This is a genomic window from Cyclobacterium jeungdonense (assembly GCF_010994275.1).
Classification (GTDB): domain Bacteria; phylum Bacteroidota; class Bacteroidia; order Cytophagales; family Cyclobacteriaceae; genus Cyclobacterium; species Cyclobacterium jeungdonense.
In genome coordinates, this window is the sequence record NZ_WMCD01000002.1 from 550,589 (window position 1) to 576,388 (window position 25,800).

At 46.6% G+C, this 25,800-nt stretch carries 19 protein-coding genes and 2 tRNA genes; 13 read left to right on the top strand and 8 right to left on the bottom strand.

All coding sequences use genetic code 11. From position 1 onward, the window contains the following. Positions 1-24 precede the first annotated feature (24 nt). The 3 genes from GKS34_RS07300 to GKS34_RS07310 all read right to left on the bottom strand — a co-directional run bounded on the left by GKS34_RS07300 (position 25) and on the right by GKS34_RS07310 (position 2,053). The gene (locus tag GKS34_RS07300) at positions 25-459 is read right to left on the bottom strand and encodes a DUF4345 domain-containing protein (protein WP_163384141.1); all 435 of its coding nucleotides are present in this window, start codon (positions 457-459) and stop codon (positions 25-27) included. Positions 460-731: 272 nt separating this feature from the next. Then, complete coding sequence (locus GKS34_RS07305) at positions 732-1,424, bottom strand: hypothetical protein (RefSeq protein ID WP_163384142.1); 693 nt, start codon at positions 1,422-1,424, stop codon at positions 732-734. 20 nt (positions 1,425-1,444) lie between these two features. After that, the gene (locus tag GKS34_RS07310; RefSeq protein ID WP_163384143.1) at positions 1,445-2,053 is read right to left on the bottom strand and encodes a c-type cytochrome; all 609 of its coding nucleotides are present in this window, start codon (positions 2,051-2,053) and stop codon (positions 1,445-1,447) included. 440 nt (positions 2,054-2,493) lie between these two features. Here GKS34_RS07310 and GKS34_RS07315 point away from each other — a divergent pair, with 440 nt between their 5' ends. The 4 genes from GKS34_RS07315 to GKS34_RS07330 all read left to right on the top strand — a co-directional run bounded on the left by GKS34_RS07315 (position 2,494) and on the right by GKS34_RS07330 (position 8,682). Beyond that, positions 2,494-3,333, top strand: a complete 840-nt coding sequence (locus GKS34_RS07315) for a DUF5602 domain-containing protein (RefSeq protein ID WP_163384144.1) — start codon at positions 2,494-2,496, stop codon at positions 3,331-3,333. Between the two features lie 208 nt (positions 3,334-3,541). Next, on the top strand, positions 3,542-3,739 hold the full coding sequence (locus GKS34_RS07320; protein ID WP_163384145.1) for a hypothetical protein: 198 nt from the start codon (positions 3,542-3,544) through the stop codon (positions 3,737-3,739). A gap of 120 nt (positions 3,740-3,859) precedes the next feature. Continuing rightward, entirely contained in the window at positions 3,860-4,045 is a 186-nt protein-coding gene (locus tag GKS34_RS07325; RefSeq protein WP_163384146.1) for a hypothetical protein, read from the top strand. A gap of 404 nt (positions 4,046-4,449) precedes the next feature. Further along, positions 4,450-8,682 (top strand): malectin domain-containing carbohydrate-binding protein, encoded by a 4,233-nt coding sequence (locus GKS34_RS07330; RefSeq protein ID WP_163384147.1) that lies wholly within the window; start codon positions 4,450-4,452, stop codon positions 8,680-8,682. Positions 8,683-9,002: 320 nt separating this feature from the next. Here GKS34_RS07330 and GKS34_RS07335 read toward each other — a convergent pair. The 3 genes from GKS34_RS07335 to mutS form a co-directional block, all read right to left on the bottom strand. After that, a tRNA-Leu gene (locus tag GKS34_RS07335) sits at positions 9,003-9,086 on the bottom strand. Positions 9,087-9,170: 84 nt separating this feature from the next. Next, a tRNA-Gly gene (locus tag GKS34_RS07340) sits at positions 9,171-9,246 on the bottom strand. 138 nt (positions 9,247-9,384) lie between these two features. Further along, positions 9,385-11,985, bottom strand: coding sequence for a DNA mismatch repair protein MutS (gene mutS / locus GKS34_RS07345; protein ID WP_163384148.1), 2,601 nt, complete (start codon positions 11,983-11,985; stop codon positions 9,385-9,387). 132 nt (positions 11,986-12,117) lie between these two features. Here mutS and GKS34_RS07350 point away from each other — a divergent pair, with 132 nt between their 5' ends. The 4 genes from GKS34_RS07350 to GKS34_RS07365 all read left to right on the top strand — a co-directional run bounded on the left by GKS34_RS07350 (position 12,118) and on the right by GKS34_RS07365 (position 14,874). Then, positions 12,118-12,657 carry an RNA methyltransferase gene (locus GKS34_RS07350; protein ID WP_163384149.1) on the top strand — a complete coding sequence of 180 codons (540 nt, stop codon included), beginning with the start codon at positions 12,118-12,120 and terminating at the stop codon, positions 12,655-12,657. 215 nt (positions 12,658-12,872) lie between these two features. Then, positions 12,873-13,652 (top strand): copper resistance protein NlpE N-terminal domain-containing protein, encoded by a 780-nt coding sequence (locus GKS34_RS07355; RefSeq protein WP_163384150.1) that lies wholly within the window; start codon positions 12,873-12,875, stop codon positions 13,650-13,652. Between the two features lie 71 nt (positions 13,653-13,723). Beyond that, positions 13,724-14,719, top strand: a complete 996-nt coding sequence (locus GKS34_RS07360) for a DUF4221 family protein (protein ID WP_163384151.1) — start codon at positions 13,724-13,726, stop codon at positions 14,717-14,719. Between the two features lie 5 nt (positions 14,720-14,724). Further along, entirely contained in the window at positions 14,725-14,874 is a 150-nt protein-coding gene (locus tag GKS34_RS07365) for a hypothetical protein (protein WP_163384152.1), read from the top strand. A gap of 97 nt (positions 14,875-14,971) precedes the next feature. Here GKS34_RS07365 and GKS34_RS07370 read toward each other — a convergent pair whose 3' ends face one another. Continuing rightward, positions 14,972-16,210, bottom strand: a complete 1,239-nt coding sequence (locus GKS34_RS07370; protein ID WP_163384153.1) for a hypothetical protein — start codon at positions 16,208-16,210, stop codon at positions 14,972-14,974. Positions 16,211-16,355: 145 nt separating this feature from the next. On the opposite strand from GKS34_RS07370, the gene GKS34_RS07375 reads away from it, so the two are divergent. The 3 genes from GKS34_RS07375 to GKS34_RS07385 are packed head-to-tail and all read left to right on the top strand — an operon-like array spanning position 16,356 to position 22,144. Continuing rightward, positions 16,356-19,604 (top strand): DUF1553 domain-containing protein, encoded by a 3,249-nt coding sequence (locus tag GKS34_RS07375; protein WP_163384154.1) that lies wholly within the window; start codon positions 16,356-16,358, stop codon positions 19,602-19,604. An 8-nt stretch (positions 19,605-19,612) separates the two neighbouring features. Continuing rightward, positions 19,613-21,067, top strand: a complete 1,455-nt coding sequence (locus tag GKS34_RS07380; protein WP_163384155.1) for a DUF1501 domain-containing protein — start codon at positions 19,613-19,615, stop codon at positions 21,065-21,067. 9 nt (positions 21,068-21,076) lie between these two features. After that, positions 21,077-22,144: an NHL repeat-containing protein gene (locus GKS34_RS07385; protein ID WP_163384156.1), complete on the top strand. Its 1,068-nt coding sequence runs from the start codon at positions 21,077-21,079 to the stop codon at positions 22,142-22,144. 738 nt (positions 22,145-22,882) lie between these two features. On the opposite strand, the gene GKS34_RS07390 is transcribed toward GKS34_RS07385, so the two are convergent. After that, entirely contained in the window at positions 22,883-23,440 is a 558-nt protein-coding gene (locus GKS34_RS07390) for a hypothetical protein (RefSeq protein WP_163384157.1), read from the bottom strand. Between the two features lie 260 nt (positions 23,441-23,700). Here GKS34_RS07390 and GKS34_RS07395 point away from each other — a divergent pair, with 260 nt between their 5' ends. Together GKS34_RS07395 and GKS34_RS07400 are read left to right on the top strand one after the other, a co-directional pair. Beyond that, the gene (locus tag GKS34_RS07395; protein ID WP_163384158.1) at positions 23,701-24,300 is read left to right on the top strand and encodes a Uma2 family endonuclease; all 600 of its coding nucleotides are present in this window, start codon (positions 23,701-23,703) and stop codon (positions 24,298-24,300) included. A 232-nt stretch (positions 24,301-24,532) separates the two neighbouring features. Next, the gene (locus GKS34_RS07400; RefSeq protein WP_163384159.1) at positions 24,533-25,771 is read left to right on the top strand and encodes a DUF6786 family protein; all 1,239 of its coding nucleotides are present in this window, start codon (positions 24,533-24,535) and stop codon (positions 25,769-25,771) included. Positions 25,772-25,800 lie beyond the last annotated feature (29 nt).

The following is a 25,800-nucleotide window of genomic DNA, read 5'->3' on the forward strand; positions in this document are numbered from 1 at the left end:
GTTAGTGAAGACTGGGTATGTCTCTTACAAACCCTCATTCAAAATGAATTTCTGCTGTCTTCTTCGGAAATTAAGGACCATCCAAAATCCAAAACCGATCAGTGCCATTACTGATTCTATTAGCAGCCATTGACTTCCAAATTGTCCTAAAGGCCCATCTGAAATCAGTGTAATCAGCCGGGAGAAGGCATAGGCTCCCCAAAATATACTCAAAAAAGCCGCGCCTTTTTCCGGATGCCTGATCATCAGGTAAAAAATGCTCATACAAATTGTGATCCCTACGCCTCCATACACCCCACGAATCGAACTGAGTGCATCGGTATTCCCGAGCTGAACCCCCACCATGTCCATAATGGTTTGCGGATTTACAAGTGCCATCACACTTACGGCCAGAAGGGAAAGCAAGGAAAACCCAAGGTAGATCCGGGTATAGAACAGCCACTTATTAAATTTTTTCATCTGTTTATAATTGTTTCTTAATGGTCACACGGAATCTCGCGTGCGTTATAATCATCCCAGTATGTGACGGTCTAGTCATGCTCGATTTCATCTGTTTATATTTTTTTTCCGCGGCCAGATGGAATCTCGCCATAATAATCATCCCACTGTGTGACGTTTTCGTCATGCTCGATTTCATCTTTTTTGCCAGTACGATAATTTCAAAGAGGAATCTCCCTGATTGATAATCTCTACCTGCGTAACGACTCAATCCTCATTGATTTCTAATCAGTTTAATTAAAGAGACAGTGGTTTTGGTACAACAAGATATGACTGGCCAGATCATCCAATTTCGGTTTTCTGCCTGCTCTCATCTGTTCACAATCCCCAAAAAGTGAAGCATATACCCTCCTATAATTCCCTTTTTTTATTTTCACTACAGGTTCCAGATTTTTGGAGATAAAGTAAGCGCGATGCTTATCTCCGGTCCAGACAATATGCTTACTCTCCATAGTAGTTGTCTTTCTGGCAAAGGGATCATAAAACACTTCAAATATTTCATCAAAATCAGGATTCAGAAGTTGAAGAAGCAGTTCCTTTTTCCCGTTGATACTAGTACTTCGAAACAGGATGAAATCCTTGGGCTTTGCCGTAGGCTGATCCCGAGAAAGTAACTTTTTAACGGAAGAGCCTCTTTCCGATGCGTATTGCAGTCTTACCGCCCCATTCATTGCGATGGCAAATTCCTCGATTTCTGCAGCTTTCAGCGTATGCACTTGGCCTTCGGAATCTTCGATTTTCACCTGATTGATTCCACGGCCGCTGTTAGTTGACCGGATTTTACCTTCTACGATTTCGCCTGTTTTGAGGAGTACATACCCTTTATTGGATAATGGTATGGACTCCAGAGGTTGTAGAAGTTGCTGGGCTTCAAGATTGCCGATCAGCAATAAGAAGAGAAGAATGCAGCTGGATAACGTTTTCATAATGGATAGAAATACGTGGTTTAAGGTTTCATTGCGCTCAAAGGTGGCATCGGGTCGGGAACTACATTATCCACAGGTTTGGTACTTTTGAGATAGGCAAAAACAGCGCTGATCTCCCCATCTGTCATCTGACCAATCATTTCATAAGGCATGGGAGGGAGTATCTGTCGATTTGTGGAGATGCCTTTAGACTTGCCTTCACGAAGGGCTGTAAAAAACTGCTCCTCGGTCCAATTGCCTATTCCTGTAGCATCCGAAGTGAGATTCGAGGAAAAAGATACCCCCCAGGGACCGATCCATGCAGTGAGACTTTGGGTAGCTGCTACTCCTTTTGATTCCAGCTCATTTCGATCCATATCTGGAATAGGCTGCTGAGCGGGATGTCCGGAGAGCGCACGCTCCATGTCCATTTCAGGCCCCAGGGGACCCATTTTTTTGGGAGTATGGCAATCGTGACAGCCAGCAATGACTACTAAGTGCTTCCCTAAGGCGACCTTTGCCTCCAGATCCACTAGAGCACTCGATTGATCCTCAGCTGAAGTAAGTTTATTCTCCGCACTAGATTGACAGGAAAATAGATGGGCAGCAACCAATGCTGCGACGGTAATAGAAATTATTTGATTTTTCATTTGAATTTGGATTTGATTTTTCCAATAGATGGGAAAAAGATATGAAGAGTTGCATTGGCAAAATTATTTGTATGAATTATTTCATCTGTTTATATTTTTTTTTCAACGGTCAGATGGAATCTCGCATGCTTGATAATCATCCCTCTGTGTGTCGATCTCGTCATGCTCGATTTCATGTGAATGGCCACAATTGCACCTGAGAATAAAATGGGGTGATCTCTTTAAGGAATTTTCAAAACTAGTCGGACAAGTTTTTCTCCAAACTCAACCGAAAACACCTCGGAGAAAAGCAACAAATATTGCTTCTATACAACGCCTCTGACAAAGTAGCTGGTAATCCTGTTTTTTCAATAAAACTTTCTATCCATGCAACCCATCCTTTATGTTTTCCATCCTGTTGTTGTCAAAAAAAATTATTAATCACAAATACTCTTTCTACTATGAAAACATTTGAAAAAACAACCTTATTACAAACTGTAATCAAATCATTGATTATTATGATGGTCGCAAGTTCGTGCGAACTTTTAACAGAGGATGATCCCTTGATTGTAAAAAACAAAAAAACAGCAGAAACTACCTATTACGGACCTGCAGTAGCTATGGGTAATGGTAAAGCCCAAACGTTTATTACCATCAATAAGGGAGGAAGCCCCACCGCTATGGGGGTTGCATTAAATGAAAAAGCCTTGGAAAATTTACCGTCTGGTGATGAAGGCACACATCCCGGAGTCAGCCATGCTCGTTCATTTGAGTCTATTTTGCAGTTTCCTAAACAAGCCGAAATCACGCCTTATAAATTCATGACCATAGATTGGGCACCAGAGGGCCATGAACCTGAAGGAATCTATAATCTGCCGCATTTTGATTTTCATTTTTACATGATTTCCAATGAAGAAAGATTAACGATCACTCCCTTCGATGGCATGGATCCTGAAATCCCTCAGGCCAAATACATGCCTGCACCTTACATTCAATTACCTGGACGTGTACCAAATATGGGAGTGCATTGGGCAGATCCAACAAGCCCGGAGCTTGGGGGTGAAACGTTTACAAGGACTTTTATCTATGGGTCTTTCAAGGAAAAAGTAATCTTCATGGAACCAATGATCACTTTGGATTATATCAAAAGCAAACCAACAGCTGTAAATGATCTGAAACTTCCTACCCATTATCAGGTAAACGGTTTTTATCCTTCCAAGTATGAGGTGAAATATAATTCGGTCAGAAAAGAATATCTGATCATGTTCAGCGATTTCAATTTAAAAATGGCTGATCAGTAAAGTTTGTTTTTAATTAAATATAAAAAAGTCCCCGGAAATTCCAGGGACTTTTTTATCAGGTTGAAACAGGCCCTATTCGTTATAAACTATGTGAAATTCAAAAGAGAAAATGAAAATATTGGCGGGGTATTGAATGCTAAAATTACCTTTTGCTGATTGCAATCCAAATTACCCAGCCAGGGTCCAATTGACAAACTCCGAGTTCTTTTTGAACGCCAGTACTTGGGTTGGAAGAAAGGGACTTCAAGAAAATTGGCTGCATTTTTCCTTTCTGATTGCGATGGAGATAGTAGTAACCAACAGTTTTACAAAGGGACATATCATCCTGGAAGTTTTTAAGCCTTCCCCTACCGGGCAGGATGCCTTTACCCGTTCCTTTATTGCAATTAGATGGGTGGTTTTCTGAGAAATACCAAAACGATTATAGGGGTAAAATAAAGTAAATCCCCGGAATGAAAAACCCGCCAGATTTTGAACACCCGCCGGGTTTTTTAGCTATTTTTCCGGGAAATTTTCTGAAAACACCATGCTTCGAATGTTATTGCTCTCTGCGCTTGTGCTCTGCCTTTCCTGTAAAGCCGCCGATAAAAACAGCATGATGGCACAAAACCCCTCTCCCATGGAAGAGCACACACGCCCGCACAGCGGGGTGGACGGCTCGGACTTTGATGGAAAAAACTCCCTACCGGGCATTTTTGAAAAGAAAAAATAGCCTTTCAATTGTGGAATAGTACTTTTTGCTTCTTGAAGTTTGCTACTGGTCTTTATTTCCTCTTATTGCTCCTAAATAATTGAATATGATATTTTTATAACCAATAATCGGTATCAACTCCTGACAAGAATCATCTTTTTTATCTGGTTTTTATTTCTTAGTTTTAATAAGTACAAGAAGAAGTTTAGACCTGAAAAATCAGGTTTGATCCACATTTTGTCAGAAAAAACCAGTACTTCCATTGAATCGTGATTTGTCTCGCAAATCCAATGGAATTGGTAGTTGGAAAGGAACAACTATACGGAAGGGTTGGGAGTAATGGGAAAACCTGAAAAAATTTGATCTTCCCCTTTTTACAGGAATAAACCGCTTCTTTTATTCCACTCTCATTTACCCTACTCGTTATGAAACCCGCATTACTCTCGCTCACCTTTCTTTTTTTCGCCTGCGTTCCGCTCCTTGCTCAGGAGATACCTCTTGATCCTACCTTCCATCAGTTAGACAGGGGTGCAGGAATTGGATTTGATGGCACCATGGTCGATTTGCTAATCCAGGAAAACGGCAAGCACCTGGTAGGAGGCCGATTTACAAGCTACAACGGCCAATCTGCTAATGGACTGGTCCGTTTACTTCCGGATGGCCAAGCAGACCCCTCCTTTTCTATTGGTACGGGTTTTCAAACTCAGAGTAGTGGTGATTATGCAGTAAATACCATTCAGGTCCAACCAGATGGAAAATTGTTGGTGGGTGGAGGTTTTATTGCTTATAAAGACAGCGAGGCCAACAGGTTGATACGCTTAAATCCGGATGGCAGCAGGGATCCCTCCTTTCACACCGGTTCGGGATTTGATCAAGAGGTATTGGTAATAAAACTACAGCCGGATGGAAAAATGCTTGTTGGAGGACGAATGTTTACATCCTATAACGGAGAAACCGTACCCTCCCTGATTCGGATTAATCCCGATGGCTCCCGGGATACTTCTTTTAACCCCGGGGAAATAGCTGTAAGTATCGTAAGAGAAGTTGCACTTCAGGAAGACGGAAAAATATTGGTGAATGCCGGCGATAATTTCATCCGGTTGCACCCAGATGGCACCACAGATAACACCTTTCAACTAGCTGACCCCTTTGGTAATACATTTAATGATCCCGATTACGGGACATATACTAATACTTTCCATGTCCTTTCCGTTTTCATGGAACAAGATGGCAAAATTCTGCTTCGTGGAGATATGCGAAGGAGCCTGAGGAGTTCCGTTGCTTTTTTGCGCCTAAATCCTGATGGATCCCTTGACGAGTCATTCCAATTTTATGAAGAGGAAATAGGCTTCGAACTAGTAGGCAATCTGGCCAAAAACCAAGATGGGGAATTGTTCACCGTTGGTTTAGGCCAGATCGGTTTTGACCGCTCCATTCAGCGCCTGCTCCCAGACGGAACCCTGGATAAAACCTTTCCTCCACAGGAAGATTTAAACGATGAAGAGGTGTATTTATCGGGTGGTTTTTTGGAGGCCCTGCAAAACGGCAAATTCCTGGTAAGCGGTAGTACTGGAAAAATTGACGGGCTCTTCCGGATCAATAGTGACGGATCACGGGACCTTAGCTACAATCCTACACCTGAATTTAACCAGGAAGTCAACAGCCTGACTCTACAGCCTGACGGAAAAATACTGGCCGCAGGTAAATTCACCGGATATAACGGTAAGGTCGTTAACGGTCTGGCCCGCGTTCATTCCGATGGTACCCTGGATGAGACCTTTGAAGCGGGAACAGGCCTGGATCATTCTTTTTACAACCCGCAGCTATCTATTTTGATGCAGCCCGATAACCGAATTCTGCTTATCGGAAACTTTATTGCTTATAACGACATCCCTGCCGGAGGAATTGTCCGGCTACTCCCAGATGGCCGCCAGGACACGAGTTTTCAACCGGGCACTGGATTCAAAGCTGGTTCCGACCTACCCGCGTTGCTACAAAATGATGGAAAAATTGTTGTAGCCGGAACGCTTTTCAATGGAGAACCATTTCCTGGTTTGATCCGTCTGAACCCTGATGGCTCCAAGGATATTTCTTTCGAAATCGGATCAGGATTCGATCGGTCAATATCCTGCCTCGCCGCCGCCCCCGGAAACAAAATACTGGCAGCCGGAAATTCTACTTCCTTTAATGGAAATCCGGTAAACCTGCTGGTTCGGCTGAATCCCGACGGCAGCCGGGATGACTCTTTTAATGTCAACATGGAACTGGACATCCGACCTGAAAAGCTTCTCGTACAAGGGGACGGCAAAATCCTGGTGGCCGGTTCAGATGGTCCAACAGGTAACGAATCTCGTCTGATCCGCCTCAACCCTGATGGCTCCCTCGACGCGGGGTTTAAGGCAGGAATAGCTGCAAGTGAGCGTATGGGACCCCTTACGCTTCAACCGGACAGAAAGATTTTACTCAGCCTGGGCCAATACGCTCCACCAAGCATATTGGCCCGATTGATGCCGGATGGGAGCGTGGATCCTACCCTCAAATTGGATTATAATTTTAATGGTGAAATTCAGACGATGACTGTTGATTCGAATGGAAATCTCTTGGCAGGTGGTTCGTTCACTTCATTCGAAGGTGTAAATGCCTACCGAATGGCAAAAATACCGGATATTGTGGATCAGCCCGCTGCATTAGAGAATGTCTTCCGAATCAATGCCGGAGGACCAGCACTTCGGCTTGGCTCGGAAGTATGGGTGGCCGACACCCATTTTTCAGGAGGAAATACCTATTCTAACAGGGTCCCCATTTCCAATACCGAAAACGATGCCTTATACCAAACCGAACGCAACGGTGATTTCAGCTATGAGATTCCGGTACCCGAGCCAGGGCAGTATACGCTGGAACTGCACTTCGCAGAAATTTATTGGGATCGATCCGGAGCGCGATTATTTGACCTCATGGTGGAAAATGACCTGTTTAGAACCAATATCGATTTGGTTAAGGATATAGGCTTGAAAAAGGCCAACGTTGTCCGTATAGAGAATCTGGAGGTGAAAGACGGCAATCTGAGCCTGGAACTGATCACCCAGAAGGACCGGGCTAAAATTTCGGGTGTTGCCCTATTCAAAGAAACCCAAACGGAAACTCCCGAAGATATCCAGATCAATGCCGGAGGCGATGCGCTTTACTACCTGGGAGAGGAGTGGTTGTCTGATCGGTATTACATGGGCGGGAAAACCCATTTTGATGATACCAAACCCATAAGCGCTACTGACAGGGATGAATTGCACCATTCCGAGCGGTATGGAGAATTCAGCTACCGCATCCCTGTTCCTAAAGCCGGAAGGTATTTTCTAGTGCTTTACTTTTCAGAAATCTTTTGGGAAAAAGAAGGAGAAAGGGTATTTGATGTTCTGATGGAAAACGGACAGGCAAAACTGGAAAACCTGGACTTGATTAAGCTTATCGGAGAACCAAATCATGCGTACATGCAGCAAGGTGGAACCTTTGAAGTCATGGACGGGGCAATGGATTTGGAATTTATCCCCAGGGTGAATGAAGCGAAACTCTCTGGGTTACGCCTGGCAATGGTTAAGCCGGATACCAAGGCTCCGGTAATTACGCAACCGGAAGACCTGACCCTGAATGAAGGACAGAATTGGACCTATCAGGTGGAGGCGTACTCACCAGTGGCCGGAGAAACGCTGCAGTATTTTGCAGAAGGCCTTCCTGATGACATACATCTGGATCCGGATACCGGTGCTATCAGCGGAAGTTTTCCTTCGGCAGGCCGGTACGAGGTAGCACTCAAAGTGACCGACCAGCAAGGATTGGCTGGCTACACTGATTTCACGGTCACCGTAAATCCATTAACTGTCCTCACACGAATCAATGCCGGGGGGCACTCCCTGCAATTAGGAGACGAACAGTGGCAAGCCAATAGACACCATCCCAGTGGTAGTATTTATTCCACCACTGCCCCCATTTCTAATACCGAACTGGACACGGTTTACCAATCCGAAAGAAACGGTGACTTTTCTTACGAAATTCGCGTCCCCGCGATAGGAAGCTATACGGTGGAACTGCATTTTGCAGAAATCCACTGGACCCGGGAAAATGCACGGCTTTTCCGCTACCAGCTGGAAAATGAACCTCTAAGTGATATAATCGACCTGTACAGAGATCATGGCGGCGCTAATCATGCCTACATACGCACCATTCACGATGTTCAGGTAAAAGATGGATACCTTAGTCTTGAAATGATCACGGTGAAAGACCGCGCCAAGCTATCGGGGATCGTGGTATACCGGCAGGGGACGTTGGCTTCTGCCGCCCGGATGGCTACGGAACCCCAAATGGGCGAACAACAAGAATTCGGGGACCCAAACAGCGAAGAGGAGGTTGAAGCCATCAACCTGTATCCAAACCCCGCCAGGGACCACCTTAACCTGGAATTTGAAGCGAAAGAATCCGGGGTATGGCGCTTTGTACTCGTCAATTCGTTGGGCGTATCCACTTACCTGGATCGGCTGAACCTCGAACAAGGCAGGTACCATCTGGAATTTGACCTGTCCGCTTACCGATTTAGTGCCGGAACGTATTACCTGCGGATGGAAAGCGAACGGGAAGAACCTAAGGTCCTTCGGGTAATTATTCATTGATGGGGAAAATAGTAAGTCAATTGATTTAAATGTAAGGTTTACTGATAAAATGGTGTGTGAAGGGCAGGCATTAGATATAGCTGTCCTTGATCTCATCCCATCCCAAACGACGGTTGTTACTCATTTACGCAAAAGAGATGACTTTCCTTATAATATTGGCTGGTTTTAACGGGAATCACCTAGACACTATTAACAATAGCCTATTTAGCCTCCGATTGAGTGGCAAGAATAAGAAAATACTCACTATTAGGAGTTTGTTGTACCAAAAAAAAAAAAAGCTTCTCATAATCGAGAAGCTCTAAATTAAGTGATAATCAGTGTACCAGGAGCGGGAATCGAACCCGCACGGCCTAATGGCCACAAGATTTTAAGTCTTGCGTGTCTACCTATTCCACCATCCCGGCATTGCATACAGTACCTAAATATAAGTAAAATCCCTCATTTTTTACCGGTACCAAACTAATAAAGCCCTTTGTCAGGGCTTTACGTGGAGCGAAAGACGAGATTCGAACTCGCGACCCCGACCTTGGCAAGGTCGTGCTCTACCAGCTGAGCTACTTTCGCTGATTATCTAATTCACAAAATAGTCAAACTTTTCCGTGAATCTGAGGGCAAATTTACGCCATAATTTCTAATCTCCAATATTCCAGTACAAATTTTTGCTCCAATCCCCCTACTCCACTGAAACTAAAGCGGGTACGTTTATTCCAGCATTTTCTTTACCTCATTCAATTTCAACAAGGCCTCCACCGGAGAAATGGTATTGATATCCAGCGCATCCAGTAGCTCTTTGGCCTCCTTAAATTTCGGATCCATTTCAAACAGACTCAACTGGTAATTGTTCTTCGGCATGTCCCGGATGTTGTCCTGGTGCTGCTGCAATTTTTTGTCCTTTTCCAGGTATTTCATGATTTCTGCGGCCCGCAGTACCACCGGATTGGGCATTCCTGCCATCTGCGCCACGTGGATACCGAAACTGTGTTCGCTACCCCCCTTTTCCAACTTGCGCATAAAGATGACCTTGTTGCCTACCTCTTTTACCGAAACATTGAAATTCTTAACCTTCGGAAAATCCGTGGCCAACTGGTTCAATTCATGGTAATGGGTGGCAAAAAGGGTCTTCGCCCTGCACTTGGGATGGTTGTGCAGGTATTCGACGATAGACCAGGCGATGGAAATACCGTCGTAGGTGGAGGTTCCCCTTCCAATCTCGTCCATCAATACCAGGCTTCGATCGGATAAGTTATTCAGAATACTGGCCGTCTCGGTCATTTCCACCATAAAGGTAGACTCTCCCTTTGACAGGTTATCGGATGCCCCGACCCGGGTAAAGACCTTATCCACCATGCCTATACGGGCAAAAGTCGCCGGTACAAAGCTTCCCATCTGGGCCATCAGCACGATCAGGGCCGTCTGCCGCAGCAATGCCGATTTTCCGGCCATATTCGGGCCGGTAATAATGATCACCTGCTGCGTGGAATTATCTAGAAAGGTGTCGTTGGGCACGTAATCCTCCCCGATACCCAGTTGCTTTTCGATCACCGGATGCCGCCCATCCCGAATCTCAATGGTATCCGAATCGGCAATTTTTGGAGCACAGTAGTTATTCTCGGAGGCTACCTCTGCAAAACTCAACAGGCAATCCAGGGAGGCCAGCACCCGCGCATTTTGCTGAATCTGGACAACGTAATCCCCCGCATCCTGTACCAATAGCTGGAAATACTTTTGCTCCAGCACCAGCAACCTTTCTTCCGCATGCAGGATCTTTTCTTCGTAGGTTTTGAGCTCTTCGGTAATGTAGCGTTCGGCATTGACCAGGGTCTGTTTACGGATCCATTCTGCTGGCACCTTGTCCTTGTGGGTGTTACTTACCTCCAGGTAATAGCCAAAAACCTTGTTGAACGCTACCTTAAGAGAAGATATGCCGGTTTTTTTGACTTCCCGCTGCTGTATCTGCACCAGGTAGTCCTTGCCCGAGGTAGCCAGCTTGCGGTATTCGTCCAGGTCCGGATCAACTCCATTTTTGATGATGCCTCCCTGGTGGGTCAGCATGGGTGCATCCTCCAGTAGCTCCCGCTCGATTTTTTCCAGCAGGTAGGCACAGGTATTTAGCCGGTCCGCCAGTTTTTTCAAGGGCCCGTTTTCCTGGCTGGAAAGCAATTCCTTGATCGGAAGGGTGCTTTTCAAGGCCTTTCGCAGGTGGTTCATTTCCCGTGGATTGATCCTGCCCACCGCTACCTTGGAGATGAGCCGTTCCAGGTCTCCGATTTGTTTGAGGTGGGAAAACAATTCCTCCCTGAGCTCGGGTTTCTGGTAAAAAAACCGAACCACCTGCTGCCTCTCTTCAATGGGCTCCTTTTCCTTCAGGGGCAAAACCATCCATTGTTTCAGCATCCGGCTGCCCATTGGGGTATGGGTTTTGTCCAGAATCTGGATCAGGGGAACGCCACCGTCCTGCTGAGGATAAATTAGCTCCAGGTTACGAATGGTAAATTTATCCAACCACACGTATTTTTCCTCCGCTATGCGTGAAATGGAAGCGATGTGTTTTACTTCCTTGTGTTCGGTTTCTTCCAGGTAATAGAGAATCGCCCCTGCTGCGATGGTGCCCAATACCTGGTTTTCGATTCCGAAGCCCTTAAGGTTGTTGGTGCCAAAATGACGGATGAGTTTTTCGTAGGTGTAATCCTGCTGGTACACCCAATCCTCACAGTGGAAGGTGGTAAAGTCGTTTTTCAGGAGGTCTCCGGCAAGGCTTCTGGAAGCCTTGGAATGGATCACCTCGGAGGGGTTAAAACTTTGCAGTAGCTTTTCGATGTAGGATTGCTTTCCCTCGGCACACATGAATTCACCCGTGGAAAGGTCCAGAAAGGCAATCCCCAACTGGTCGCCGGCGAAATGAATACTGGCCAAAAAATTATTCCGTCGCTTATCCAGGACGTTATCGTTATATGCCAAACCGGGAGTAACCAGCTCCGTTACCCCTCTTTTCACAATCCCTTTTACTTCTCTGGGGTCTTCCAACTGATCGCAAATGGCAACGCGATTACCAGCCCGAACCAATTTGGGCAAATAAGCCTCCAGGGAATGGTGCGGAAATCCCGCCAATTCAATATGCGAAGCAGATCCGTTTGCCCGTTTGGTCAACACAATATCCAGAATCTTACTCGCTTTGATGGCATCTTCCCCGAAGGTTTCATAAAAATCCCCTACCCGAAAAAGCAAAATCGCTCCGGGATGCTTTGCCTTGATGGCATTGTACTGTTTCATTAAAGGGGTTTCCTTCACCGCTGCTTTCGCCATGTGAATTTGTCTTTTTTTAAATAAACCCTGAATTTACTTGATCCTTCCCATAAACAAAAATACCGCTCCGAAATTAGGACTTTCTACTATTTCGGATAACCCCTATCTTTGCAGCCCAAACACCATCCGAACATGAGAAAACGAAGCATGGATGAACTTGACCGGCTATCCGTCGAGGCATTCAAGAAAGCAGCTAAAAACCCCATCGTATTGATTCTGGACAATGTTCGCAGCCTGAATAACGTGGGCTCCGCCTTTCGAACAGCAGATGCTTTTTTAGTAGAAAAAATTTACCTCTGTGGCATTACCGGCACCCCTCCTCACCGGGAAATTCACAAAACCGCCCTGGGCGCCACCGAGTCGGTATCCTGGGAATACCAGGAAAACACCCTGGATCTTGTACGGGAACTCCGCAGATCCGGATACCAGATTTGCGTGCTGGAACAAGCCTCCCATAGCCTCCCTCTAAATCGCTTCCAACCCAAACCCGATCAGGCCTATGCCCTGGTTTTTGGCAATGAGGTGTTTGGTGTGGAAGAGGAAGTCCTGGAACATGCGGATCAGGTACTGGAGATCCCGCAATTGGGTACCAAGCATTCCCTAAACATCTCCGTCTCCATAGGCATTGCCCTCTGGGACCTGGTAAACAAGACCCAGGGACTGGAAAGTTGACCCCAAACCAGACCGTTGGATCCCGACATTTTTTCCTGAAAACACATCTAAATTGATAACTAATTCGTAAATCCAGTCGTCAATTATGTCAGATTAACTCATGAAATCGAGCATGACGCAAGCGACTCACGGAGGGATGATTATCAATCATGCGAGATTCTCCCGATTAAATATCGGGACAGGCTATCTGACCAATAAAAGAAAATTATAAACACATGAAAAAACTCCTATTTTTGCTTCTTTTGGCGGGTTTAGGCTGGAGTGTACAGGGCTGCAAAACCCAGCAATCCCCTGTCACCGGCGATACCAGTGCCAACTCCCTGGACTGGGAAGGTACTTATGAGGGCACCCTTCCCTGCGCGGATTGCGAAGGAATCGCTACCTCCATCAGCCTGACTCGGAATGGAAAATTCGTGAAGGTCTACCAGTATCTGGGAAAAAGTGACCGAGAATATCGGCAGGAAGGAAGCTTTGAGTGGAATCAAGCAGGCAATACCATCACGTTAAGCGGAATAGAGGATGTTCCGAATCAGTACCTGGTCGGTGAAAATCAGCTTTTTCATCTTGATAGGGAAGGAAAGCGAATCACCGGAGATTTGGCAGCTAACTACGTCTTGAAAAAAGTCGTTTCCAAAACAGACCATCCGTTGCTTGATGCAAAATGGGTACTCACCGATATGGAAAAATTCCCGGATGAAGACTGGAACCACGGTGATATCTTTGTTTTTCTGGAGGAAGAAAGCAACCGCCTGCACGGGTATGGAGGCTGCAATAACTTTTTCGGCGTATACGAGCTAAAAACCGGAAACCGGCTGGAGCTTGGAAAAATAGGCAGAACCCAAAAATACTGTCAGGACGAAATGCAGGCAGAAAATTTCTTTTTCGCCTATCTGGAACAGGTGCGACACTACCAGATAGAAGGGGATACGCTGGAGTTGCGGGATGAGGGGAACAAACTGGTACTTACCTTTACCAAGATGCCCGGGGATAAATAAAAAAATTCTCCTAATTCCTTAGGAAATTTAAATTTTATCGGCTAATTTTTTAGTCTCAAATCTAGGTGCCGATGAAATACTTCTTAATTTTCGGACTGTTTATAGCCCTCGCTGCCTGTCAGTCCTCCGAAAACCAATCCAATTCCGGAGACCAATTCACCTTGAAGATGGACACGGTGATGGTCCATCCCGGGGAAGAAATCCTTTTTTTAAATTGGGGCCTACGGCCTGCCAAACTGGGTCCGGATAAAAAATACTTGTATAATTTTAATTTTCAGGAATACACCATCGAGAAAATCGATCTGGACGAACTGAAATTTGTCAGCAAAATCACCCTGGATAAAGAGGGGCCTAATGGGGTAGGAAGCAATTTCATCGGATTAGACCTGATTGGGGCCGATCGTTTTTTGATAAGTGCCTACCGCCAGGACAATATTGTAGATCAGGAGGGGAAAAAGATAAGTCAATTTGATTTCTCGAAAATTGGAACCGATACCGACAAGCTGGAGGAAGGGGATTACGTGCAACTACCCCTGAGTATTTCTACCGACGGGAATCGCTTTACCGGATTGGTGACAAATTGGGAGAAAAAAACGGCGAAACTGGTACTTCTGAACCGGGAACAAAATCAACTCAAAAAGTTCGAGGTTCCGGAAATCGAAAAAGCCTCCAAATTTGAAGTCATGTTGAACGATGGCGAAATGATGATGGGGCTGGGCACTCATCGCTTCGGTCAAAAAGAAGCAGGGCGGATAATTTTTGGAACAGGTGTCAGCCACAAACTGTACGTATTGGATCCGGAAGCCGAAGAATTCCGATTAGTAAGCTATACCAGCGAACTCCTGCCGCCGGAAAAGAGCGGAGAATATCCGGCGGAAGTCAGTAGTCAGAGCGAAATGCGAAATGTTCACGAAAAAATTCAGTCCGACATCAATTACCTCGGTCCGGTTTGGGACGAGCAAAAGCAAGTGTATTATCGCTTGGCTTTTCGTATGAAATTTGATGATTCCCAGCCCATTCCAGAGGGAAGAATGATGCGGAAACCAGTGGGGCGAACGTTTACCTGACGGTGTTGGACAAGGACTTCAATCCGATTAGTGAAGGCGAGCTTCCTGAAATCAACAACTATCCTCCCTTTCATTTTGCCAAAGACGGTAAGCTGTGGCTCTTTGAAAATATTGAGGACGAGATGGGGTTTGTTCGGATGGATATTTCCTGGTAGGGGAATACTTCAAAGATTATGACCTTTGGGGTTTTTCCAACCCAGAAGGTCTTTCAGCAGAACGTACACGAAAAAAACCGTCGAGGTCTCGAAGACCTCAACGGTTTAGGACCTCACCACCCGGATCTACCCAGAACGATGCCGGCTCCTCCAGTGGAAACACATGGATCAATTTGGTGCTGAGCTCGGTGCGATCAATTCCCGAAACTTCAAAAAGCACCTCAAAGTAGGGAGGTACTTCCCCCAGTTGATCAGCGATTTCACCTTCAATTGATTCCCGCAGTGCCGCATCGGTGAAATTTTTGAGACTTTGCGTGGCCCCGGTATCCCAAAGACCTCCAAATAGGTAAATGGTATTTTGGTTTGGCCCGGGAAATTTGGCCATGAATCCATAATCGGTATGGTAGCCATCCGGATCGCCGGTGGGAGAAAAAACCCGCCTTTCAGTTGATTCACCCTCTCTAAGTACCAATGCCTCTTCCGTTTCGTCGTAGGCAAAACGCGAGTATTTAAAGTAATCTTTAAACATGCCAAGTGTTTTCAGCATGCCCACTACTACAAAATTCTGGTCCTGCAACTCCTTGGGATTGAACCGGGAGATGGTACGAATGGAAAAGAAATGGCCAGCCGAATCAAACATCCGGGTTAGTTCCTTGATCCATTGCACGCTGCCCCGAATGAGCAGGCCATAAGACAAGGCGGTGGTTTGCACGCCCTCCCGGCGGTCATCCATCCGAAAGGAGGCAAAATCGGACAGGCCGTTGATATCGGGATCTCGGATAGTTCGGCTCATCCCGGTCAAACTATCCTCCTCCAGGTAGATAAAAAGGTCACCTAAAAATACCGCCGTCGGAAAACCGTTGCTGACTAAATCCGACCAGGCGCTTTCCCGTAGCGGGCTGTCCTTGTCCTGCCCCAGCTGAAACCAAGCGACCAACAACACACCTACAAAGACTACAACGATCAAGCCGAGCCGAACGGTTTTCTTTTGAACCAGGCGCAAAAGGCCCGAATGATGCTCCGCTTTTTCAAATACGATACCGTAACTCCCCTTGGGTATGCTCAAACGGTAAGAATCCCTGCTCCCTTCCGTAGCATAATAATTTTCCAATTTTTCCCGCAGTTTGTAGGCATACACCCGAATCAGGGTACTTTCCGAAGGATCAAAATCCGGTTTACCAAAGACCTCTGCCGCAATAACTGTCTCTTTGGGCGCATCGTTGTCAAGGGAACAGCGCACCAAAAACCGCAACAAGTTGGCATAGGTATTTGATCGCCCAAACCCCTTGCTACTGATAATTTTTTCGGTAAGTTCCAGAAAAACAGCCTTCTCCATCCCGTACTTTTCTTTTATTTCTTAAAGATAATCAATAACTTTAACAGTTAACAAAACGGTTTTTTACCTTGCAAACTGCAGCTTTTTCCAATTATATTTGGAGAATGCCCAAAAGAAGAAAACCTTGTTCAAATACCAAGTCATTATGAATCGTACATTCTTCAAAAACTTTTTGCCGCTCCTTGGATTATCCCTTTGCTGGGTAAGCTGTGCCTGGGAAAAACCGGAACGGATTCAAGAGGTCTACGAAGAGCTACCCGAAGCCATTGATTTCAATTACCATGTCAAGCCCATCCTATCGGATAAGTGTTTTGCCTGCCATGGCCCCGATGCGGCTAATCAGGAAGCTGACCTTCGGTTGGATATGGAAGAATTTGCCTTTGCCGCACTGAAAAGCAATTCCCGAAATCATGCCATTGTTCCCGGAAAACCGGGAAAGAGTGAACTGGTAAACCGTATTTTGTCGGAGGACAAGGAACTGGTTATGCCTCCTCCAGATTCCAACCTAAGCCTCAGTACCGAAGAAATAGCCACCCTGACCAAATGGATCGAGCAAGGCGCCCAATACAAGCCTCACTGGTCCTTTATCCCCCCGGAGATAACAAGTAATTCCCAACCCGATACAGGCGGCTGGGAAATCAATGAGATCGATGGCTTTGTAGCTGACAAGCTTAAAGCTTCGAAACTCCAACCGGCCCCCATAGCCAGCAAGGAGATGTTGATCCGTCGCCTGAGCTTTGACCTGACCGGGCTTCCCCCTAGCCTGGAGGAAATTGAGCAATTCGTTTCGAATACTTCAGCAGATGCTTATGAAAAACTGGTGGACCGGCTACTCGCCTCCCCTGCCTACGGCGAGCGCATGGCAGCGGACTGGATGGACGTGGCCCGGTATGCCGATTCTGACGGCTACCTGGATGACAAACACCGGGATTTCAGCCCCTACCGCGATTGGGTGATCGAGGCTTTTAACCAAAACATGCCCTATGACCAATTCGTGACCTGGCAATTGGCCGGGGACCTGATTGAAAATCCTAGTCAGGAGAGCATCCTGGCCACAGCTTTCAACAGACTTCATAAAAGAAATTCAGAGGCCGGGATCGTCTTCGAAGAGTACCGTGCCGAATATGTGGCAGACCGAACCAACACCGTTGGTAAAGCCATACTGGGTCTGAGTATGGAGTGTGCCCGTTGCCACGATCACAAATACGACCCCATCAGCCAGAAGGAATATTATGAATTTTCCGCCTTTTTTAACAGTACCAATGAGATAGGTACTGCCGTATATGGCCCGGGACAGGTACCCGGTCCTTCCCTGCTGTTGACCAATGAGGAGCAGGATAAACTTTTAGACTACCTGGACAAGCAAATTCGCACCAAGGAATCCGAGCTGCAGGAATTGGCCAAAACGGCCCCGCAGGACAGGCGGCCTGGTCCCGAAGCCCTGCAGGCGGGTCTAAAGCAACTGCAAACCCAGGGCCTGGTTGCCCACTACAATTTTGATAAATTAACGCCCCAGCCAGATGGCAAGTCCTTTAAAGATTCCGGCTGGTCCGGAAATTCCGGCCCCGCGCTGATTCGCGAGCCCGATATCGCTGAAGGAGTACAAGGAAAAGGTGTCTTTATCAACGATTTTACCACGCTCTCCCTTCCTGATAAAGTGGGCTGGTTTGACCAGACAGACCCCTTTACGGTATCCCTCTCCGTATACCCGGATACCTTGTATAAGGAAGCGGTTTTATTTACCCATTGCGAGGATATCCGGTTGGGATTAAAAGGTTACTCCTTGTTCCTGGAAGACAACAAGCTGAATTTTATCATGGCATTCAGCTGGCCCAGCAATGCCCTTCAGGTAAAAAGCAAGGAACCAATCCCTGTAAAAAAATGGTCTGATATCAGCATTACTTATGATGGCATGGGCAAAGCGGCAGGCATTGGCTTGTATGTAGACGGAAAAAAAGTGCCGGTAACCGTAGAAGCAGATCACATTTACAAGTCCATCCTATTTGAACCGGATATCCATACCTATGGCTTTAGAGGCTTTGTTCTGGGCGTTCGGGACAAGATGAAAACCTTCTTAAACGGAGGACTCGATGAGTTGAAAATTTATAACCGTGAATTGACTGCTTTGGAGGTTCAATTTGCCAATGACCCGGGTAAAGCAAAAACCCTGGCCGAAGACCCGCAAAATGCCGCTGAGCGAGAACTGATAAGCAAGCATGTTTTTAAATCAGCAAACGAAAAGGCAGAGAAGCTGCGAAAATCATTATTGGAATTCCGGAAACAAAGGGCGCAACATACAAACGACATCCCCGAAATCATGGTGATGGGGGATTTACCCGAACCCAGACCCACCTACATCCTGGACCGGGGCTCCTACAGTGCCCCAACCGAACAGGTATATCCCAATGTTCCGGAAGCGGTGTTACCCAGTGAAACTTCCGATTTCCCACAAAACAGACTGGGTTTAGCGCAATGGCTGGTGGATCCGCAGAATCCGCTAACTGCCCGGGTTTTTGTCAACCGCCTTTGGCAAATGCATTTTGGAAATGGCCTGGTAAAAACTTCCGATGATTTTGGCAACCAGGGCAGCATGCCCAGCCATCCGGAGCTATTGGACTGGCTGGCCGTAACCTTTCGTGAATCGGGCTGGGATATCAAAAAAATGCACAAGCTGATTGCGATGTCGGCTACCTACAGGCAATCTTCCAAAACCAGTCCGGAATTGCAGGAAAAAGACCCGGAAAATCTATTACTAGCCCGGGGGCCCAGTTTCCGCATGACTGCGGAGATGATCCGGGACAATGCCCTGGCCATAAGCGGGCTTTTGGTCCCCAAAATCGGAGGTGAAAGTGCCTATCCCTACCAGCCGGAAGGACTTTGGGACGAAATCAGCACCAAATCATGGCGCTACCGCTACCTGCAGGAACCGGGGGAAGGGCTGTACCGCAGGAGCCTTTACACCATTTGGAAAAGAACTTCCGGTCCTCCTTCCATGATGATATTTGATGTAGGGGATCGGGCAGAATGCACGGTACAGCGCACCGAAACCAGCACTCCCCTGCAGGCCCTGGTGCTGCTGAATGACCCTCAGTTTGTGGAAGCAGCAAGGGTAACCGCCGAAAACCTGATTGAAAAATACCAGCCAGAAAAACAACTGGAAAACGCTTTTCAATTGAGTACGGGCCGGAAACCGAATCCAAAAGAAAAAGAGATTTTACATCAATTTTATAGGGAGGAAACCGAGCGTTTTTCCGAAAACAGAAACGAAGCACTGGCCTATTTAAGCACCGGGAGCAACCCCGCCAACCCTAATCTGGATCCCATTGAGGTGGCAGCATTGGCTACCGTAATCAACGGCATCATGAATACCACGGACGGATACACCCTAAGATAACAGGAAAAATGAGCATTTACGACCATAACGAATTTGGAGAAAGCAGAAGGGGATTCTTAAAAAAAGCCTCCCTGGGATTTGGATCCATCGCCCTTTCCAGCCTGCTGGGACAAACGGGTTCCTGGGCAAGCGGCTTGGGCGATGCGGGACCAGGGGGCATATTAACGGGCACCCATTTCCCCGCCAAAGCAAAAAGAGTGATCTACCTATTTCAATCGGGTGGACCCTCGCAGTTGGAAACTTTTGACTACAAACCTTCCCTGGCCAAATGGCATGGAAAGGAAATCCCCCCTTCCGTACAAGGAACCCAGCGAAACTCGGGCATGGTGGCCGATCAATCCACCTTCCCCCTGGTGAAGTCCATTTATGATTTCAAGCAATACGGACAATCCGGCGCCTGGGTAAGCGATTTGTTTCCTTACACCTCGCAGGTAGTGGACGAGCTCTGCATCGTCAAATCCATGATTACCGAAGCCATTAACCACGAACCGGCCGTCATGTTTATGCAGACAGGCTCTCAGCTAAGTGGCCGACCCTCCATCGGTTCCTGGCTGAGCTACGGACTGGGCAGTGATAACGAAAACCTGCCCAATTTTGTGGTATTGCTATCCAAAAGTTCCGGCGCCCAACCGCTGAATTCCACTGCCTGGAGCAATGGATTCCTGCCTTCCCACCATCAAGGCATACAGTTCCGCTCAGGCAAAGACCCGGTGCTGTACCTCAACAATCCCCACGGCGTAGAGGACCATGACCGGCGACGGGCCCTGGACCATATCCGGCAGTTGAACGAGCAGCAATTTGATATCTGGCAGGACCCGGAAATCCAATCCAAAATCAGCCAGTACGAAATGGCCTACAAAATGCAGAATTCCGTTCCAGATGCCGTAGACACCTCCAACGAACCGGATTACATCTACGAACTATATGGGGAAGATGCCAAAATACCGGGCACCTATGCCTCCAATTGCCTTCAGGCCAGGAGGCTGGCCGAACGGGACGTAAAATTTATTCAACTGTACCACATGGGTTGGGATCAGCACGGCAACTTACCAAAAGGCATCAAACGGCAGGCACTTAGCACCGATCAGGCTACGGCCGGACTGATCCAGGATCTGAAACAGCGAGGGCTGCTGGAAGATACCCTGGTGGTCTGGGGAGGAGAGTTTGGGCGCACCAGCTTTTCACAAGGCAGATTGACAGCCGACAATTACGGACGTGACCACCATCCGGGATGTTTTACCATGTGGATGGCCGGAGCAGGGGTAAAAAAAGGAATGGTCTATGGGGAAACGGATGAATTCAGCTATAATGTAGCCCATAATCCCGTTCACGTGCATGATTTTCAGGCCACCTTGCTTCACCTACTGGGTATCGACCACGAGAAACTCACCTTCAAACACCAGGGCAGGCGCTTCCGGCTGACGGACGTTCACGGCCAGGTGGTAAACGATATTTTGGCCTAACTTAAAACGATGCGCAGCCGAAGAAAATTTATTCAACAATCGATCGCAGGAAGCACCACGCTTATGGCTTCGGGGCTACCCCTGTTTCATATCCTTCCCAGCCGCCCCAAACTGGAGGAGGAAGTATTGGGCCATGGCGATTTCCGGTATCGGGTGGAAAAAAACTGGAGCCAGGCGGACTCCAGCCGATTTCCGGTCAAAAACTGTCACGAGATGGTGCTGGATCAGAAAAACCGATTGATCCTCCTAACCGATCATCCCCAAAACAACATCCTGATCTACGAACCTTCTGGAAGATTGGTGGATAGCTGGACCTTGGATTTTCCGGGCGCCCATGGGTTGACCCTCTCCGATGAAGGAGGCGAACAGTTCTTGTATATCACGGACACGGGCCTTGGAAAGGTGGTCAAATGCACTCTTGACGGCCAGGTCGTACTGCAACTGCCACACCCGGCTGAAATCGGTGCGTACGATGAAAAAATGCCCTACCGGCCAACGGAAACGGCGATCGGTCCAAACGGTGACATCTACGTGGCGGATGGATACGGGGCGCAATTCATTTTGCAATTCGACGCGGGGGGAAAATTTATCCGGAAATTTGGGGGCGACAGTTTTCTGCAGCCCGATAAATTCAAACAGGCACACGGGGTGGCCATCGATTACCGGGCTCCCGGTGATCCTACCCTACTGGTTTCTGCCCGTATCAAAAATACCTTCAAGCGTTTTTCGCTCTCCGGAGAGTATCTGGAAGAACATTACTTGCCGGGTGCCTTTATCAGCCGACCGGTTCTGGACGGAGAAAACCTGTATTCCGGGGTCTGCTTTGGCATGACGGAGGGCAATTATAACATGCAACTTAATAGGGGCTTTGTGACCATTCTGGATAAGGAAAACCGGGTAATCTCCAATCCGGGAGGTACGGAACCGATTTATAAGGACGGAAAACTACAGCTTCTATTGCAGGAACAGCCGGTCTTCCGGCATTGCCACGATGTCTGCCTTGACCGGGACAAAAACCTGTATGTTTGCCAGTGGAATGCGGATGGGGTGTATCCGTATAAATTGCACCGGGTTTAATTTTTTACCCTTTGGCAGGTAGGACGTTTTTCTCAGGTATTTTACACAGGGCGTCAACGTTGATTACAAACGTGAGTTCGACCTCTTTTTTTAATAAAACCGTCATCGGTAGAATTAACTTTTTCTAAACGCAGAAATCGGGATGACGATGTGGTTTTTTATCATGTTGATTTTCAGTTATTTAACAAACACGTCATCGGTAGGCTCTCAGAGTGGATATGTGCGGAGGAAGCCGTGGGAATCTTTAGTAAAACGGGACTGCCACACCATAGCCTACAAAAAGGGTTCCCCGTGACGATATAGCTGGGTTTTAAGTACGTTTTTAATTCGAACTCGCTTTACAAGTAAGATCCACTGTTGGTTGGATACCTTGTCTTGGTTACCTGAGCCTGTCTATTGCATGGTCTGATCATGTCATGGTAAGATGGCACGTATTAACGAAGCACTTTAGTGGGATTGCATTGTACATCTGCGGTTTGACATTACCAATATAGGACAGCCCAGCTCCTCGGAATTTGTAATTCCGTGGTACAGATAGAGGGGATTTGTAATCCCCGGAATCAGCTAAAGTATCCCAGGCTGAATTGATTTGGGAAAGCAGAGCCGAACCGTTTGTCTGATAATATGATGGTGCGATGATTTTAATACAGGTAAGCAACTCTCAAAATAGAAGGAAAATTTAATCACCACTCTTTTCATTTTCCTTCTCTATATAAAACACCTTCTTTTAAACTGGTTTCATATAACTTCAAAATCTAAAAAAACATGAACCTTGAAATTATCAAATTTTGGGGTTTCAAGCATATGCTCAAATTCTACACGATACTCCCCCTTAGGTAATGCCACATTCCCTGGATAGCTCAGGCCACCCCAGTTAACTTCGGTTTTTTCCAAATCTCCTAACCATGTAACCCTAATGACAACCTCCTCACCGGGTGCAAGCGTTCGGCCCAGGTCTAACTCAAAACGGATTAATTTTGGATCATAAACCGAACCTACTAAGGATATATCATTTCTATTTAAAATCTTAAATACAGGAAATAGGGGTATTGATCCATCATTGGTACCTTCCCATGTAACATCCTTATTTCCTGAATTGATTATTCGGTAGTCAAATAGTATATCCTCACCTTCTTTAAATGAAATAGTGGGATTATCTGTAACGTCAAGCAGTTGGAATTGTGCCTCAAGAGGAGGTAAAGTCATGTCTTCAACACAACCGGTCACAATTAGCGTAGAATGAACCATAACAAAAAAAACGATCCATTTTCTTTTAAAGACTACTAGTCTCTTCATTATAGTCAAAATTGAATTGTCAACCTCCTCCTTGTAAAAAGAAAGGATTAAAAACACATTTAAAAATGTAGTTTTTATTTTTACTATCCTTATTATTCTCTCCTCTTCTTTTAAGACGAAAAAATCCTGAATAACGCTACACGGATAGGGAAGGCCATGACCAAATGCCTATACCGGAATATCTTATCCTTGTTTTAACCCTGGCGGATTTGCCCAAATCTTGTTATCTTTAGAAACAGTTCTTAATTGGTATAGCAACTATGGAAAAGCCCCAAGATAAGGTCAAAGAACCCATTGCCGATTATGGACACTATTCCTATGCCGATTACCTTTCCTGGCAGTTGGATGAGATGGTGGAGCTGATTCGGGGAAACGTATTCAGACAGGCAGCAGCGCCCAGGCTTATTCATCAACGAATCTCCAGGAAAATTTTTAACCCCATTTGTAATTTCCTTCAGGGAAAACGCTGCGAAGTATTTTCTGCTCCTTTTGATGTGCGTTTACCCGTTTCCTCCAGGGACCCTGACAAAATCGATACCGTGGTGCAGCCGGATCTCTGTGTGGTCTGTGATCCGGAGAAACTGGATGAACTGGGCTGCGTGGGTGCCCCGGACCTGATCGTGGAGATCCTCTCTCCGGGAAATAACAAGAAAGAGATTCAACTAAAATACGAAGTGTACGAAACCTCCGGTGTGAAGGAATACTGGGTGGTACATCCCGACGAGCGTACTTTGCTGATCTATACCCTGGAAACCGGGAAATACCGCCCTTCCCGGCTGTTTACTTTTGGGGATCGGATAAGGTCACAGGCTCTTCCTGGGTTTGAATTGGATCTGAATGAGGTGTTTGGAGAGTTGTAAGTTCAGGTTAGACAGTTTTATTCAATTATAATAAATGGGAGAACTTCTAAACCACCCTGATCCTAAGGATAGGTAATCTAAATAGTATAATTGCCGCCAATTATTGACAATTATTGGTTATTCTTGTCATCTAAAGATGACGAAACTATCTCTTACCTGTCTGAATCGGGTGATTTTTATGCACCCGGAATCATTATTGAAGTAGAGGGTAAAAAATAAAAATCCACCCGAAATGAACAAATCCCTCCTTGCTTTTGCCTTTATCAGCATTTTAATCGGTATTCATTCTTGCTCAGAACGCCAAAAAGAAAATCAGAGCTCGCAAGAAGGGCCGACTCATTTCTTGCAGGATAAAACGTTTTTAGAAAAATACGATCCGCAACTTGTAGAGCTGAGTACGGGAGACAAACAGGCCAAAGTCCTGGTATCCCCCAAATACCAGGGTAAGGTTTTCACCTCCACCGCAGCAGGGGACGATGGAGAAAGCTTTGGCTGGATAAACTACGAAGCATTTGAAGGCCCCCTGGACAAGCACATGAATGCCTATGGAGGCGAAAGCCGCCTATGGCTGGGACCGGAAGGAAATACCTTCTCTTTATTCTTCGAATCAGGGAAAAAAATGGAATTTGAAAACTGGCATACCCCAGCCGCCATCGACCACGAAGCCTGGGAAAAAATCGAGGCAGGCCCCAGGGAAGTATCCATGGCCAAATCCACATCGATTACCAACTATCAGGGCACCGAGTTTGCATTGAAGATACAACGGACCGTTACCCTTCTGGAACAGGAAGGAATTTTAGCAAACACCGGAATAACGGCCGATGTCACCTCCATCAAGATGGTAGGCTACGAAACCATCAATACCATTCAAAATACCGGAGACTTTCCATGGACCCGAGAAACCGGAGCTCCCTGCATCTGGGTCTTGGATATGTTCAAACCCAGTGCCGAAACCACCATTGTGCTTCCACTCCAGCCAAACGAAACAAAAGAAGGACTCACCACGAACTATTTCGGAGCGATTCCGGAGGAAAGAATGGCCATCACCGATAACTACTTGTTTCTAAAAGCCGATGGTCAACGTAGAGGAAAAGTGGGCGTATCGCCTGAAAGAGCCCTTCCTATGGCCGCCAGCTACGACCCCCTCCACAAGGTGTTGACCATTACTACCTTCGATATCGCGTCGGAATTGCCCTACCTCAATCAGGAATGGAACACCGAAGCCGATCCTTTCAAAGGGGATGCTGTTAATGCCTACAACGACGGACCATTGGAAGATGGTAGCCAGATGGGGCCGTTTTACGAATTAGAGAGTGTTTCACCCGCTGCCTTTCTTTCTCCGGGCGAAAGCATGGAGCATTTCCACCATGTTTACCACTTTACCGGAGAGGAAGGTACATTGGATGAAATTGCCCGGCAGTTATTGGGGATTTCCATCGCTGAGATTAATGGGGTATTCAATCCGAAATAGGCAATTCATTTCAAGCGGACCCGCCCCGT